16 protein-coding genes and 1 pseudogene are annotated in these 15785 nt (G+C 39.8%); 12 read left to right on the top strand and 5 right to left on the bottom strand.

The genetic code is table 11. The features are described 5' to 3' along the window. Window positions 1-17 precede the first annotated feature (17 nt). The 6 genes from Q1K78_RS09400 to Q1K78_RS09375 are packed head-to-tail and all read left to right on the top strand — an operon-like array spanning window position 18 to window position 6606. Window positions 18-2348, top strand: a complete 2331-nt coding sequence (locus Q1K78_RS09400; protein WP_300177441.1) for an MMPL family transporter — start codon at window positions 18-20, stop codon at window positions 2346-2348. Further along, window positions 2348-2977, top strand: a complete 630-nt coding sequence (locus Q1K78_RS09395; protein WP_300177339.1) for a DUF3261 domain-containing protein — start codon at window positions 2348-2350, stop codon at window positions 2975-2977. The genes Q1K78_RS09400 and Q1K78_RS09395 overlap by 1 nt, the downstream gene beginning before the upstream one ends. Window positions 2978-2982: 5 nt before the next feature. Then, window positions 2983-4173 carry a beta-ketoacyl-[acyl-carrier-protein] synthase family protein gene (locus Q1K78_RS09390; RefSeq protein ID WP_300177336.1) on the top strand — a complete coding sequence of 397 codons (1191 nt, stop codon included), beginning with the start codon at window positions 2983-2985 and terminating at the stop codon, window positions 4171-4173. Next, window positions 4170-4640 (top strand): hotdog family protein, encoded by a 471-nt coding sequence (locus Q1K78_RS09385; RefSeq protein WP_300177333.1) that lies wholly within the window; start codon window positions 4170-4172, stop codon window positions 4638-4640. The genes Q1K78_RS09390 and Q1K78_RS09385 overlap by 4 nt, the downstream gene beginning before the upstream one ends. An 8-nt stretch (window positions 4641-4648) precedes the next feature. Then, a complete protein-coding gene (locus Q1K78_RS09380) occupies window positions 4649-5374 on the top strand; it encodes a 3-ketoacyl-ACP reductase FabG2 (RefSeq protein WP_300177330.1) in 726 nt (241 codons plus the stop codon). Continuing rightward, on the top strand, window positions 5371-6606 hold the full coding sequence (locus Q1K78_RS09375) for a beta-ketoacyl-ACP synthase (RefSeq protein WP_300177327.1): 1236 nt from the start codon (window positions 5371-5373) through the stop codon (window positions 6604-6606). Before Q1K78_RS09380 ends, Q1K78_RS09375 begins: the two co-directional genes overlap by 4 nt. 106 nt (window positions 6607-6712) lie before the next feature. Here Q1K78_RS09375 and Q1K78_RS09370 read toward each other — a convergent pair whose 3' ends face one another. Beyond that, window positions 6713-7159, bottom strand: a complete 447-nt coding sequence (locus Q1K78_RS09370) for an META domain-containing protein (RefSeq protein ID WP_300177324.1) — start codon at window positions 7157-7159, stop codon at window positions 6713-6715. A 302-nt stretch (window positions 7160-7461) separates the two neighbouring features. Next, complete coding sequence (gene rplY, locus Q1K78_RS09365) at window positions 7462-7740, bottom strand: 50S ribosomal protein L25 (RefSeq protein WP_017022066.1); 279 nt, start codon at window positions 7738-7740, stop codon at window positions 7462-7464. 223 nt (window positions 7741-7963) lie between these two features. Here rplY and Q1K78_RS09360 point away from each other — a divergent pair, with 223 nt between their 5' ends. Then, complete coding sequence (locus tag Q1K78_RS09360; RefSeq protein ID WP_300177316.1) at window positions 7964-8389, top strand: cytochrome c; 426 nt, start codon at window positions 7964-7966, stop codon at window positions 8387-8389. Window positions 8390-8419: 30 nt separating this feature from the next. Here the strand turns inward: Q1K78_RS09360 and Q1K78_RS09355 are convergent, their stop codons facing one another. Beyond that, window positions 8420-10144: a DEAD/DEAH box helicase gene (locus Q1K78_RS09355; protein ID WP_300177313.1), complete on the bottom strand. Its 1725-nt coding sequence runs from the start codon at window positions 10142-10144 to the stop codon at window positions 8420-8422. A 181-nt stretch (window positions 10145-10325) separates the two neighbouring features. Between Q1K78_RS09355 and Q1K78_RS09350 the strand changes: the two genes are divergently transcribed. Beyond that, window positions 10326-11858, top strand: a complete 1533-nt coding sequence (locus Q1K78_RS09350) for a phospholipase D family protein (RefSeq protein WP_300177310.1) — start codon at window positions 10326-10328, stop codon at window positions 11856-11858. 148 nt (window positions 11859-12006) lie between these two features. On the opposite strand, the gene Q1K78_RS09345 is transcribed toward Q1K78_RS09350, so the two are convergent. Further along, window positions 12007-12492 (bottom strand): VOC family protein, encoded by a 486-nt coding sequence (locus Q1K78_RS09345; protein ID WP_300177307.1) that lies wholly within the window; start codon window positions 12490-12492, stop codon window positions 12007-12009. Between the two features lie 327 nt (window positions 12493-12819). Here Q1K78_RS09345 and Q1K78_RS09340 point away from each other — a divergent pair, with 327 nt between their 5' ends. The 3 genes from Q1K78_RS09340 (at window position 12820) to Q1K78_RS09330 (ending at window position 14559) form a co-directional block, all read left to right on the top strand. After that, window positions 12820-13386 carry a TetR/AcrR family transcriptional regulator gene (locus Q1K78_RS09340; RefSeq protein WP_300177304.1) on the top strand — a complete coding sequence of 189 codons (567 nt, stop codon included), beginning with the start codon at window positions 12820-12822 and terminating at the stop codon, window positions 13384-13386. 100 nt (window positions 13387-13486) lie between these two features. Further along, window positions 13487-13993, top strand: a complete 507-nt coding sequence (locus Q1K78_RS09335; protein WP_300177301.1) for a GNAT family N-acetyltransferase — start codon at window positions 13487-13489, stop codon at window positions 13991-13993. A gap of 167 nt (window positions 13994-14160) precedes the next feature. Further along, complete coding sequence (locus tag Q1K78_RS09330; protein ID WP_300177298.1) at window positions 14161-14559, top strand: PaaI family thioesterase; 399 nt, start codon at window positions 14161-14163, stop codon at window positions 14557-14559. Between the two features lie 121 nt (window positions 14560-14680). On the opposite strand, the gene Q1K78_RS09325 is transcribed toward Q1K78_RS09330, so the two are convergent. Next, window positions 14681-15343, bottom strand: coding sequence for a CatA-like O-acetyltransferase (locus tag Q1K78_RS09325; RefSeq protein WP_300177295.1), 663 nt, complete (start codon window positions 15341-15343; stop codon window positions 14681-14683). 166 nt (window positions 15344-15509) lie between these two features. On the opposite strand from Q1K78_RS09325, the pseudogene Q1K78_RS09320 reads away from it, so the two are divergent. Beyond that, a pseudogene (locus tag Q1K78_RS09320) lies at window positions 15510-15719 on the top strand (YcxB family protein); the annotation flags it as partial. Window positions 15720-15785 lie beyond the last annotated feature (66 nt).

Raw genomic sequence — 15785 nt, 5'->3', positions numbered from 1 at the left:
ATCGTAAATCGATATTAATGAAACCGCGATTACTTGCGCTACTTTGGTCATTGGTATTGCTGACGATTTTGGCTCTATTTGGTTATCAAGCCAGTACCAAAGGTGCGCTGCCGATAGAAACTAATATCTTAGCGTTACTGCCTGATAACCAACAAGATCCCGTAGCCCAACAAGCGTTTGATACGATTGCCAACACCATGAGTGATAAAGTGGTGTTTGTCCTACATCAAACGCAGAGCCAAGATAAAACACTGACTACAGCGGTTGATAATTTTAGCCAAGCCTTAACAGCATTACCGATGTTTGATTCGGTAACCGCAACAGTCAGCCAAAGTCAGCAGCAGGCATGGGGATCGTATTATTTCCCAGCTCGCGCTCAGCTATTAACTGATAAGCAGAAGCAACAACTTATTGATAAGCCAGAGCAGCAAGTTCAGCAAGTATTACACGCTCTGTATAATCCTTTTTCAGGTGTCACAGGGGTTGAATTAGAAAATGATCCCTTCTTATTATTTAGAGATTACCTATCAGGGTTAACTCAAAGTTCTGGCAATATCAAAATTGAAAATGGTTATCTTACCGCAACCGTTGATCATCAAAAGTACATAGTGATTACTGCTGATCTGTCTGGATCGTCTTATCAGCTCTCTTTGCAACAAGAATTGCCTGATTTACTCGCCTTAGAAAAAGAAATACAAGACAAATACTCAGTTAAGATCCAGCATACTGGTGTAATCTTCTATGCTGCGCATGGAACAGACAGTGCGAAAGGGGAGATAAGTACCATTGGCTTAGGCTCTCTTATTGGTATCCTTGTTTTGGTTTTAGTCGTCTATCGCAGCACCGTACCATTAGCTTTAGCGTTATTATCGATTACGACAGGCTTGTTCTGTGCCTATGTACTGACGATTGCTTTATTTGGAACGATCCACTTATTTAGCTTGGTATTTGGTGCCAGTTTGATAGGTGTATCGATTGATTACGCGTTTCATTTCTTAACAGATCGTTTAAATGCAGGCACTAAGTGGAATTCTGTTGAAGGCATTAAGCAACTATTTCCTGCGATAACCCTAGGTTTAATTACGAGCTTAATTGGTTATCTTGGAATGTTAATAGCACCATTTCCCGGCTTACAGCAGTTGTCATTATTCTCTGCAATTGGTTTAACCGCCGCATACTTTACTGTGGTGTGTTGGTATCCATTGCTGTCTAAAAAACCAAGTAAATATCATGTGATCCCTGCTCAACGTGCATTAAGTCAATGGTTACTTGTGTGGCAACAACCGCTGATCCGTTTAGTGTTGCCATTAAGCTTATTGGTTGCTGCTGTATTTGGGGTAACACAAGCGAAGTACGATGATGATATTCGTCAGCTTCAAGCCTTACCACACGCGCTGCAACAGCAAGAAAGAGAGATCAAAAACATCACAGGTGTTGGCGGTTCTCAACAATTATTGTTAGTCAGAGCAAACACAGAAGAAGCACTATTAGAAAAATTAGAGCTGGTATCTAATAAGCTTGAGCAAAATGGTGATTTTGGTGGTTTTCAATCTATAAGTCGTTATGTGCCGTCACAAAAAACACAGCAAGAAAATTATCAGCGTGTGAGTGATTTATATAAAACTCAAGCCGATGCTTATCAAAAAGTAATACAGCAGAAACAAGCATTGCCAATGCTGCAACCGTATCAAGCATTAACGATTGAAGGTTTTTTAGCCTCGCCAATATCAGACTCGATGGGTTTCTTATGGCTTGGGAAAATTGATGATGTGTTCGCTTCTGTTATTACGTTCAATCAAGAAGTCGATAGTGTAGCGTTAAGTGAGTTTGCTCAAGATAATGGAGCCACTTATCTTAATAAAGCAGAAGAAATTTCAACCTTATTTTCCCAATACAGAGAGCGAATTACCGAACTGCTATTGATGGCTTATGCCGCTATTTTCTTACTGCTTTTACCTCGTTATAAAGTTAAGCAAGCCTTCTTAATTGTTTTGCCACCGTTTATTGCGGGTTGTGCAGGGCTTGCTGTAACGGTATTAACCGGAGTTCCGTTGAACCTGTTTAACCTATTAGCCTTAATGCTAATTTTAGGAATAGGGATTGATTACACACTGTTTTTTGCTGAACAAAATAAACAGGGTAATGATTCACATAAAGAGAGTACGTTATTGGCGATTTCATTATCGGCATTAACTACCATTCTTTCTTTTGGGTTATTAGCATTGAGTGAAACCCAAGCGATCCACAGTTTTGGTATTACGGTATTAACGGGTATTATTATCGCTTGGTTATTAGCACCATTAAGCCAATTACCTCAACATCAGTCGCATCATAAAGGAGAAAAATAATGATGAATCAGCGCTTAATATTCCGTTATTTTAACGTCTTTATGTTGTCGTTTATAATAATGGGATGTGCCTCAAAACCGATTAAGCAACCTAATCAAGTCGAGGTGGCTCAAGGTACGTTTATTACGCTCCCTCAGCCTGCGCAATATGGCAGTGATTTATCCTTGAGTCAGTTGATATCGGTAGAATTTCAAGGTAAGAAACAACAACTTCCTGTTCAATTACAACTCACTGGTAATGATCTCGTTCTTGCAGGGTTTGCCTCATGGGGCTCTCGATTACTCAGTTTAGATTATGATGGTTTAACATTAGATACCTATGTGATGGCAGGGCTTGCTGATACGCTTCCGCCCCCAGATCAAGTGCTATTTAATGTGATGATTACTTTATGGCCATTAGAAGCATGGCAGCAGTCATTGGACAATATTCATTGGCAGTTAAGTGAATATGAAAACCATCGAATACTGCATGATGCGTCGGGTAAAACAGTGCTTGATGTTCGTTATGAGTCAATTACAGATAAACTCAGTGGTGATATTGTCTTAAGCAGTCCTCATTTGGGTTATGTTATTACCATTAAAACGTTTTCACATTCGCAAGAAGCACAAACTCAAAAGAATAATGGATAAATAAAATGAGTGAATTTCCTGTATACATTCATGCCTGTGGTTCGCATTCCGCATTAGGCAAAGAGATCACTGATATTCATCAGACGCTTCAAGGAATTAAAACGCCATCAATGAGAGCAGAAGATGGCTGGTTAAATGATGGTAAATCAACGGTTGTCGGTAAAGCTGAAGGTGAGTTGCCAGCGGTGCCGCCGCATTTATCAGCATTTGATACTCGAAATAATCAATTAGTACTTTCAGCATTACAACAAATAGAGCCTCAGATCCAAGTAGCAAAAGTAAAGTATGGTGCTGATCGTATTGCAGTTGTGGTGGGCACAAGTACCTCGGGTATTTCTGATGGTGAAGTGGCACTTAGTGCAAAACTAAACTCAGGCGAATTTACTGATGGCTATCATTATCATAAGCAAGAGTTAGGTAATCCCGCTGAGTTTATTGCAGCGTATTTAGAACTTTCTGGTCCAACGTATGCGATTTCAACCGCGTGCTCTTCAAGTGGCAGAGTGTTTTTATCCGCAAAACGATTATTGAAATCTGGTTTTGTGGATGCCGTGATCGTCGGTGGCACCGATTCACTGTGTAAGCTTACCCTAAATGGGTTTAATAGCCTTGAAGCCTTATCAAATGAGCATTGCTTACCATTTAGTCCAAATCGAAAAGGGATTAATATCGGTGAAGCGAGTGCGTATATGTTATTGAGCGCAGAGCAAAAAGACTCCGATGATCCAATCGCTTTACTTGGTGCAGGTGACAGCTCCGATGCCCATCATATCTCAGCGCCACACCCAGAAGGGAAAGGCGCAATTGAAGCAATGGAAAAAGCATTAAAAGACGCAGGACTTGAAGCGTCTGAGATTGGTTACATTAATGCTCATGGTACTGCAACACCATTGAATGATGCAATGGAGTCCAAAGCAGCTTATGCCGTCTTTGGTTCTCAAACGCCAATCAGTTCAACTAAGCCACTAACAGGACATACGTTAGGGGCGGCAGGGATTATTGAAGCATCGATTTGCTGGCATATTCTGAAATTTAATTTACCTTTGCCTGTGCAAATTAATGATGGTGAGATTGACCCTGCATTAGCAGAGATTAATTTGGTTCAAAGCCAGAGTTTAGAAAAGAAAGCGATCATCAGTAACTCTTTTGCTTTTGGTGGTAACAACATCAGTTTAATTTTTGGATATCAATCATGAGTACTATTCCTGATTTAATCGACCTTTTGCCTCATGATACGCCGTTAGCGTTAGTTGATAAGCTGATTGATGTTCAAGAACTGTCGATTCATTGCCAAGTGATAATTAGTGATAAGAACGTATTTTTTAATCATGAAACTAAAACGATCCCTGCATGGGTAGGTATTGAATTCATGGCACAAAGTGTCGCTGGATGGTCTGGTTATCATGCGTGGAAAAAAGGCAATAAGTCACCAATAGGCTTTTTGCTTGGCAGTCGAAAATATACAGCAGAATGCAGTGAATTTAAGCAAGGCGACACACTCGACATTTTTGCAGAGCAAATCTTAGAGAATAATGGCATGGCGGTATTCAGTTGTTATATTGAATGTAATGGTCAACAAATCGCTTCAAGCCAATTAAATGTATTTGTGCCAACAGAAGAAAAATTAGAAGAGCTTTTAGCTCCTAAGCAAGACAAGCAGTAGAGGGAATCATGACAAGACAAGTATTAGTGACCGGAGCCAGTAAGGGGATTGGTCGCGCAATTTCAGAGCAGTTAGCAAAAGATGGTTTCTTCGTGGTTGTTCACTATATGAGTGATAAAGCCGGTGCAGAAAAAACATTAGCAACGATTGAAGAAAATGGTGGTGCAGGCCGCTTAATTCATTTTGATATTAGCGATCGCGCTCAATGTAGAACTCAGCTTGAAAATGACATTGAAGCACACGGTGCCTATTATGGCGTAGTGAGCAATGCGGGTATTACTCGTGACACTGCCTTCCCAGCGATGACAGAAGAAGAGTGGGATGATGTGATTCATACAAATCTTGATAGCTTCTACAATGTTCTTCACCCTTGTGTTATGCCTATGGTCCAACTACGTAAAGGCGGCCGTATTGTGACATTAGCATCAGTGTCGGGCATTGTTGGCAACCGTGGTCAAACCAACTACAGCGCCGCTAAAGCAGGTGTTATTGGGGCCACAAAATCGTTAGCACTTGAATTAGCAAAACGAAAAATCACAGTGAACTGTGTTGCTCCAGGTTTGATTGATACGGGTATGGTTGACGAGCATGTAAAAGAACATGCATTACCACAAGTACCATTACGCCGCATGGGAAACCCAGAAGAAGTCGCAGGGCTTGTGAGTTACCTAATGTCAGATGTTGCGGGTTATGTGACTCGCCAAGTTATTTCTATTAATGGTGGTTTAGTATGAGTCGTCGTGTTGTCGTTACTGGAATGTCAGGTGTAACCGCGTTAGGAAGTGATTGGAACACGGTAGGCGAAAACCTGCGTAAGTGTGAAAATGCGACTCAATATATGCCAAGCTTTGAGGTTTATGATGGCCTTAATACTAAGCTTGCTGCACCGATTAATGACTTTACGTTACCAAAGCATTATACCCGTAAGAAGATCCGCTCAATGGGTCGAGTGTCATTGTTATCGACCGTTGCTTCTGAGCAGGCGTTAGAACAAAGTGGTTTGATTGGAAATGAGGTTCTAACAAACGGTCAAACAGGAATTGCCTTTGGTTCATCGACGGGTTCTACCGATGCAGTAGGCGCTTTTGGCATAATGTTAAGTGAGAAAACAACCAAAGCAATCACAGCAACAACCTATGTAAAAATGATGCCTCACACAGCAGCGGTAAACGTTGGTTTATTCTTTGGTTTACGTGGTCGTGTTATTCCAACAAGCAGTGCCTGTACTTCAGGAAGCCAAGCCATTGGTTATGCTTATGAAGCGATCAAACACGGTTATCAAACTGCAATGGTTGCTGGTGGTGCAGAAGAACTTTGCCCGACAGAATCAGCGGTATTTGATACATTGTTTGCAACAAGCTTAAAAAATGATGAGCCTAAAACATCACCAAGCCCATACGATAAAGATCGAGATGGTTTAGTGATTGGTGAAGGTGCAGGTGTATTAGTGCTTGAAGAGTACGAACACGCTAAAGCACGAGGTGCAACCATCTATGCTGAACTGGTTGGCTTTGCGAGCAACTGTGATGCCACTCATGTGACGCAACCTCAAATGGAAACCATGCAACTGTGTATGGAAATGTCATTAAAAGATGCGAACTTATCTCCAGAGGACATCGGTTATGTTTCAGCTCATGGAACAGCAACAGAGCGCGGAGATATTGCAGAGAGTACAGCAACAGAAAACGTCTTTGGTTCATCAATGCCAATCAGTTCATTAAAGTCTTATTTTGGACATACACTAGGTGCTTGTGGGGCTATTGAAGCGTGGTTATCGATTGAGATGATGCGTAACAATTGGTTTAGCCCAACACTGAACTTAAATAACGTCGATGAGCGCTGTGGTAAGCTAGATTATATAACAGGAACAGGGCGCGAGATTGATTGTAATTACATCATGAGTAATAACTTTGCGTTTGGTGGTATTAATACATCACTTATCTTTAAGCGTTGGAATGATGCATAATTATTTATAAGTTTTAAATTATAAAAAACCGGTGAGGGGGAATTCACCGGTTTTTATATATCTTCAGAGTGGTTAAAGCGAAGATAAAAGAGCTAATATCGCTGGATTAGTTTACCCAATCACGCAGTGTGAAAGTTAACTCATGATCTTGACCTTTAAGGATCAAGTTTTCTTTAGTAAGCGTAATGTCGCTCCATGTAGATAGAGTGCTTGATACGGCTTGTTCAGTCGTCATCGCATCGCCCATACACATTTTCATTGTCATACCCATTTTCTCAATGCGGAATTGACCTTCTGCGTTTAGCTCACCTTGGCCAAAGAAGTTATTACAGCCAGCATTACCGTTTGCTGTCATTTTTTCGCCAATTTCAAGACGAGGCGCTTCCATTTCTTCAAGAGTAGCGATGTCTTTACCATCAACTTGCGTTAACTGCCAGTTGTGGTGTTGAAGCATATCAGCAGAAACTTGAGCGTCAGCCATTAGGTTGTCGCCATTGCTTGCACATGCAGCCATTAATACAGGTAGAGATACAGCCACTAATAATTTTTTCATTTTTATTCCTAACTTGTTTATGAAGTTTAACTTTTTTAATACACAGAAGTATAGAAGAGAATAACCCAATATTGTCAGTAAAAAGTAAAAAACACTGTCCAATTACTGCTGTCTTATAAATTAGAATACAAAATGAGAAGGAGATCTTAGTTTTTAAGAGGAAGAAAATTGGGCGGTTCTATAATCGTGTGCGTCAGATAGATTAAAGCCCCGATACTGGTAATATCAGGGCCTTAAAGGGGTTGTTATTTCAATTGGTAAGAAAGAAATAACATAATGCAAAAAAGTAAAACAGACTCGAATTAGATGCGGATGAAGTCCATGTGCTCAACTTTAGGCTTAAACGCGTGACGTTGAACGTCTTGCGGCTTAACCTTAACAGTAGCGCCATCGATTACTAGCTCAATTGCTTCGTAAAACTCAGGCTTATCCATTTGGTTGATAACATCAGAGTGGATTAGTTCGATTGATACTGGAGCTTCTGTGCCACCGTAAACGATTGCAGGGAATTTACCAGCGTGACGAAGGCGGCGGCTCGCACCCTTACCTTGTTCAGTACGTACTACTGCTTCAAATTTCATAGTCTTTACTCTCAAAAATAGTAAAATAAAAAAATGCCATTAAGCTTAGCGACCTAACTTAACAGACTTTTCGTTTCGAAAAACGAGCGCGAATAATACCACCCGATTATTTTTCTAACAACCTATTTTCGTGTGTTTTTAAGGGGATTTTGATAATGTATAAATCCGATGGTTAAAAATGGAATAACCAGTATCAATTTATCTGTAATGAAAGGAGTCAAAGATGAAAAAAATAGGAATAGTTGCGTTATTTTCTTTTTCAGTGATTGCAGCTGATTACTCTCAAGAGATAGAAACTCGTCAAGATAATTTCCAACACCTTGATGCAACCGTCGATTTACTCGATGACGCGTTTGATAAAGAGACATTAGATTGGGACCGAATTATGCCATTAGCGCAAAGTGCGCATTTAACGGTTGAAGAACAAAAGACGTTATTCCCAGAAGGCAGTGCAGACAATAGCCGAGCGCGTACTAAGATTTGGGCTCAAAAAGCAGAATTTGAAGGTAAGTTTGATACTTTATCGCAGCAATTCATGTTGATCAGTGAAGCCGCAGTAGAGCAAGATGAAGTGGCAGCACGAGCAGCGCTTGATAAAGCCTTTTCCCAGTGCCGCTCTTGCCATATGAATTATCGTTCGCTGTGGTAATTTGTTAGATAATACCAATAATTATCTAAATCACTCTTCAAAGATCTTATCGCGAATAGACCAAAACTTGCCCTGTTTACGAGCAATGACAAAACTCGGTGGACGGAATCTATGTTGGTTATTCGCGATTTTAATCGCAGTCGTTTCTTCAAATGGGCGATGTCTATCCACCAAATGTGGACGAACAAAGTTATTTAAAAAGAGCTGCTTTTGTTTCTTTGTCACCATTTGCCACACTTCATGCAATTCAGAATCATCATCGCCTATGTAGGTAACTTTAATTTGCGGCTTATCGAACTGATTTTTTCCGGCAGTAAGCGTTAAATCAATACAGTTTAGGATCCGAGCATCTTTTAATTTGAGCGCTTCTTTTAGCTTTTTATCTGGATCAACTAAGATCGCATCACATTCATGACAAATACGTGCGGCAATATCATTATCTGCGCCACATTCATTACAATATTTGGTTCTAAAGCGATAACCACACTCTTCACGAGTGCCTTCATCATCTTCAAAGTAGCCCTGACAACGACGACCAAAATGCTCAAGTAAAAAGCCATTACTGTTTAATTTACCCCAGAAGTTATTATTAAAACCACAAGCTGGGCAGGGAATAGTTATGATCTCGCTGTTACTGTCAGGTTTAGGATCTCCGACTTCAGGTTGGTAGAGATCGTAGCAATTACCCGCATAATCCAAAATGGTACATTCTGTTTTTCCTTCCGCTAAACGCAATCCTCGGCCAATGATTTGTTGATACAAACTGACGGATTCGGTTGGACGTAAAATAGCAATAAGATCAACATGAGGCGCATCAAAGCCTGTAGTTAATACCGAGACGTTGACTAAAAATTTGGTTTGTTGTTTCTTGAAGCGTTGAATTATGGCATCACGCTCAACCACTTTGGTATCACCAATCACTAATTCGGATTGATCTGGTGGCAGTAATGACAATACTTCTTGAGCATGACGAACCGTGGCGGCAAAGATCATCACGCCTTTTCTGTCTTTTGCGTATGCCACAATTTGCTGAACAATTTGCGGAGTCGCACGTTTGGATTCTTCAATCACCAAATCCAATTCTGATTCTTTGTATTTACCAGTAGAAGCGGGCTTTAATTGTGAGAAGTCATAACTCAATATTGGTGCATCTAGCAGTTTTGCCGGCGTTAAAAAGCCCTCATCCAATAGATATTGAATAGGCAATTCAAAAATACAATCACGGAAAAAACGAGGCGTGTCAGTTTTGACTTGACCGCGAGTGTGATACTGGTAAATCCAACCAATCCCTAAACGATAAGGGGTCGCGGTTAAACCAAGCACCTTAATGCCCGCATTTTGGGTTTGTAGATGTTCAATCACTTTACGGTAACTGGTGTCTTTGTTATCAGGAACTCGGTGACATTCATCAATAACTAATAGTGAAAACTGGTCTTTAAATGAATCAAGATTTCTAACCACAGATTGCACCGAGGCAAACACCACTTTTTTATCCGTTTCTTTACGGCCTAACCCTGCTGAAAATATAGAAGCCTCTTCACCATAGCCTTCGTATTTTTCATGGTTTTGTTCAACCAATTCTTTAACGTGAGCAAGTACCAATACACGACCTTTAGCAATACGCGCCAGCTCCGCAATCACCAAACTTTTCCCCGCACCCGTAGGCAACACTAAGACCGCCGGAGAGGTGTGCTTTCGGAAATAATGAATAACGGCTTTAACGGAATCTTGCTGATAAGGACGTAATGTATACATGGATATAAACACAGTAGTAAAGACAAGTTGGCATCATATCAGAATATAAAAAATTACTCTCTTTGTTTTCTTGCTAGTATTAAAACAGGTTTTGGATTTACCCAGTACAGAAAGAGTGCTGAACAGTAGATTTTCACGATATAAAAAATAACAGTTAGCATTAAAAAAGGAAGTTTAATACATGTCTGTGTTTCAACGCATTAATATCACCCTATTTTTCGTCGCTATTCTTTCAGGCTGTGGTTCACTTCCTGATGAGGTTGACCATACTAATGAGCCAACGGTGATGCCATTGGAAAGTCGCTTATCTGAGTTAAGAGACACATCGTTACCTCAAAAAGAGACACAAGAAACAAGTGCGGTTCTGCTGCAAGATTCAGGGTGGGATGCACTCGCTCAACGGTTAGCATTAATTGAAACCGCCGAACATACCATTGATATCCAATATTACATCTGGAACTCCGATGCTTCGGGCCATTATCTTGCAAGTCGTTTACTCGCAGCAGCGGATCGCGGTGTAAAAGTACGCGTCATGCTCGATGACATCAATTTAAATGAGCGAGAAGATCTGCTCGTTGCACTCAATTCCCATCCTCAAGTCGATATCCGTATATTCAATCCGATCCCAACTCGTCGTGGTGTTACCAAATGGGTTAACTTCTTAGGGGATTTCTCTCGCCTAAATCGCCGCATGCACAATAAATCGTTTACCGTTGATGGGGCTTTCTCTGTGGTGGGTGGGCGAAATATTGGCGATGAGTATTTTGATTTGTCTGAAGAGATTAATTTTCGTGATCGTGATGTATTGGTGGTGGGCTCAGTAGTACGTGATATCCAGACGAGCTTTAGTCAATATTGGGACAGTACTTGGTCTTATCCTGTCGATTTATTGGGTGAGGCAACATCATCAGATCAACCCGTATTGGATGAGATAGCCGCACCAATTTATACAAATTATCCGGCTTTACCAGAAGGTAATAAAGCCGCCTATCAGTTCTTAGAAGAGCTAACAGCAAAGATGACTTGGGTGAATGCGCATTTTGTGTCTGATCGACCTGTTCCTTTAGATACCAACAATACCAGTGAACCAAAAGCAACGGCGAAAGCATTATCGAAATTAGCCAGTGAATCAGATAAAGAGATCTTATTAGAATCAGCGTATTTAATTTTTGATGATACCCAATTAGAAGGGTGGCAAGTATTGGTTAATAAGGGCGTTGAGATAAAAGCGCTAACCAACTCAATGGCCTCAAATGATTTAACCACTAATCACTCAGGCTACGCAGGTCGTCGTAAAGATATGCTTGAGCATGGCATTCAGCTATTTGAATTAAAACCAGAAGCCGGATTATGTGAAGAATCGACCCGTGATATTTCCAAATGCGCGCCAACATTGCCTTATGGACTTCATGCTAAGTCTGCTGTTTTTGATGATCGTATCGCGAGTATCGGCTCTTTTAACTTCAATTTACGCTCAACCTATCTTAATACAGAATCCATTCTTATCATTGAAGATCAACAAATAGCAGAGAGCCTTGCGAGCGATATAGAGCAAGCGATGGATGATGAAAACAGCTGGCATTTGAAACTGCAAGAAGGCGAAGTTCGTTGGTATTCAGGTGATAAAAGTTGGGAAGATGAGCCAGAAACAGGCCGATGGGAGCGATTTGAATCCCAATTTTTGCAGCTGCTGCCAATAGAAAAATATCTATGATGCGAATAATCTTAATGTGCTAAGTTGTGATTTAGCACTTACTACAAATTAAGCTATAGCAGACTTATTAAATATTTTATTACTTACATAGAAAAAGGATTGGTATCTCCACCAATCCTTTTTTAATGTCGCTTTTGTTAGAGTTCAATTACTCGTAATCGGCAGCGTATGTTTCTTCATATGTATGAGAATAAAGCTCAAATAAGTTACCAAACGGGTCTTCTAGGTAAACCATTTGGCTTGTATTGTTATCATCTTCTGGGTGGTAACGCATGATGTCCATACGTACCTTGCCACCAAATTCTTCTGTGCGCTTAATTACACCATGAAAGTCATCGGTTTGAAGGCAAAAATGGAAGATACCAATGCGAGAAAAATCAACTTCGTGGCGCTCTTGACGCTCTTTCATTTCAAATAACTCAAAACCGATACCATCAGATGTTACAAGGTGCGCAATGTTAAACCCTTTAAAGCCTTCACCAAAAACAGCAATACACATACGGCCAATTGCGGTTTCACGTTCCTCTGTAACTTTGGTATTGCCCATTACAATCTCAAGGCCTAACGCTTTAGTGTAGAACTCAACAGCTTTATCCATATCGCCAACCATGATACCAACGTGATTCATTTTCATAATGTGCTCCAAATGTTTTAAATTAATTCGTTATGTTGTTTCGATGGAGTGATTATAGGGGGAACGTTTGATTAGGTGAAATTATCAAACTTTATTAAAATAATAATATTTTGTTATTCATATAAGAAAGGTAATAATAATTTTTATGGTTAACTTTTGATTTGAATTGAGAATTAATCGCTTACTTAGCGATTAAACAATGCCGTCTTTTTATAAAGCTTAAGAGGTTCCTATTTTTTAAACGCTTGCCAACGTTATTCTTCTAATATAATATCTCACCATAATTGCCGACCGGATAGTCGGTTTGTGAATTAAAAGGGCATTGTCATGGACAAAAAACAACAAACAATAAAAGCAGCAATTGAGCTGTTTGCAGTGCAAGGTTATGAGAAAACCTCTATTGCACAAATTTGTGAGGCTGCAAAAGTATCAAAGGGTTTGGTGTTTCATCATTTTAAAAATAAAGATGATCTACTAAAAGCTGTTTTTGTTCGTATGGCAGAGATCATTAGTGACGTTGATGAAAATGCGAGTTCGCTTAGTGAAGAGGCGTCGGTAAAAGAGAAGTTTATTAATCTGTTAGAACACATCTTTTTATCAATGACAAACCCAGAGCAAAAATTATTTTATCAGTTTGACTATCAGGTGAAATGTCAGCCATCAATGAGGTTGATTCTGAAAGATTTATTAGATGAGCGTTATAAATTAATGATGGCATCTTTTGATGGGATTTTGTGCGATATACCTAACGCTAATCACTTTGTTGATAGTCATATGCTCATTGCAGAAATAGACGGTATTGCACTTAACTATTTGTTCTCAGATGAAGACTACCCACTACTGCAAATTAAAGAACGCTTTATCAAAAAATATCAGTTATTACTCGATTTATAACTGTTTTTAGAAAATTAACCATTGGCCGTGGTGTTTCTGGTTAATGAATAATAGTAGCAATACTCTATCTTAATAAAGATACAATTAAGGATTTATAAAAATGAAAACCCCTTATCAAATTCAATACGACACTTTCGCAGCAGCAGGTGGTATTTATGATGAAAGACACGCAAAACTGTATGCTGAATTTGCAGATAACCTAATTGCAGACGGTAGCTTTTCTATTGTTTATGAAGGCGTCGCACATGCGTGTTATACACCTATTACTATAGATGCAGCACCACATTTAAAATGTTATGTAGTGGCTCCTTTAGCCGTATTACCAGGCTACCAACGCCAAGGCTACGCAATGAGATTAATGGAAGAGGCTGAAAAGCAGTTAGCACCAGATGTAGTGTTTATTATGGGTGAAGTCCATCATTACGCGAAACGTTACAATACACCTCATAAAGTAGGACTTCCTGTGGAATCGTTAGCACCATTAGACAATTGGTTCGCGTTAGCGCTGACAGAAGGCGCATTAGACGGTGTGGGTGAGTCGACATCAAGTATTACTGGTCCTTATTCAGAACCACTAATATGGAGTCATCCTTCCGAGCAAGTATAATTAATTGGGACGCTAAGCGTTCCAATTTTTTCAGTTGTGGCGAATAGAAAATTATCTTTAAACATGAGTTATATATGGGATCTTAGAATACGAAATAATTATTGGCATATGCTAATAATGTGGCGTTATAGTTTATCCATGAAATTAACGAACGTTACAGGTGGATAATGTCACTCTCTATACCTAAGGATCATCAACAATGTTGTGTCTGCCAGCATGCCTTTTTTTCTGAACAGCCGATAATTTTTCAAGTGAGTAATGACCAAAAAATATATGCAGAGATCATACCAACAGAAAAAGTTGAGGGTTACGACGGTGTTATGCAAGGAGGGTTAATTACAGCATTGCATGACAGTGCGATGTTGCATTGTTTATATAGCCATGAAATTCATGCAATGACGGTTAGTTTGTCTACTCGTTTTCACCGACCAATAAAACTGGGAGTGAAGGTTGAAGTTCATGCGGAATGGGTAAGTAGCAGACGTAATTTACATGTATTACAAAGCAAAATTATACAAGAAGGTCATGTCTGTTCATCGGCAAAAAGTCAATTTATGGATGGTTAAGATCGTCAATATAATTGAATTCTTAAATATCCCCAGCAAGGGATAATGAACTCGGTATCCCTTCAAGAGGATATTATTTAAGATGAGCACACTACCGCTCATCTTAGTTGAGGTATAAACCTTATTTCGATTGCTCAAGCTGTGATGGATTATCAAACATCGCTTGTAATGTCTGTATGAATTGCCCCACGTGTAAACCATCCATCAAACCATGATGCACTTCAACAGACAGTGGCATACGCCATTGATCACCGTGTTGAACCAGTTTCCCAAATGCCATTTTTGGCACACTGTCAGGGAAGTTAACGTCTCTAGCATGAGTCATACTAGTGAAATCGACCCATGGTAATACGGTTAAATGAATCGTGTTCTGCTTCATTTCTTGGCCAATGAACTGCTCAACAATAAAGGGCGTATTCTTAATCCGTGTCTCGGCTCTGGTTGCGCTTATTGTAAAATAAGCAAATGTAGGTTCATGGTCTAAATCACAAAAACGCACCGTATTATCATCGGCAAGTAGTGCGACACTGACACACATAGGCGAGTAAATGCGGACTTCTTCACCCATAAGGCGATAGCTCATCGGTTCACATTTATTTAGCGCTTGCTGAGTTAGGTAAAGATAAGCGTGGAAGAAACGGTGATTGTGCTGCTTACAATATTGATGCAGGGCGGTTACGTCGATATTAGAACAGATGTTATACCAAGGGTGACTAAAACCTTGATAGAATTTTAAATGTTGAGCTCGCGCCCATTGGCAGACATCTAGAACTTCATATGCCATTTTATTTCCCTATAGAGTTCACTGATTTTCGTTGGGCTGATTCTATATACCTAATCGACTTTAAGATATATTTGAATGTAGAAAAGCACCGAGAAACGGTACAATGCCTGAGTTGCGAGATCGCAGCATAGAGACTCATTCACATAAAACAGTAAAGTAGCCCTATATGTCTAAAGATTTTAGTGTCACCACAGAATACACTCTCGACAAGACTTTCTTTGCCGAGTGTTATGATCAAACTAGTCACCCTGTTAAATTTCCAAAAGCCTATTTAAAAGGAATTCTTTTTCTTCTTTTTGGTGTGGTTTTATTAAGACTTGAACTATTACCTAATGGGTATGTTGGTTGGTTCTTTATTGTTCTGAGTATTATTGAGGGGCTTAGTATCGGCGTTGTTGACTAAATCAGGGAACCTTTCGTAAATCTTGTGATCAGATCATTA

The organism is uncultured Aliivibrio sp. (assembly GCF_946479765.1).
Taxonomy (GTDB): domain Bacteria; phylum Pseudomonadota; class Gammaproteobacteria; order Enterobacterales; family Vibrionaceae; genus Aliivibrio.
The sequence above is the reverse complement of the archived record's forward strand: the minus strand, read 5'-3'. Positions and strand labels throughout refer to the sequence as shown.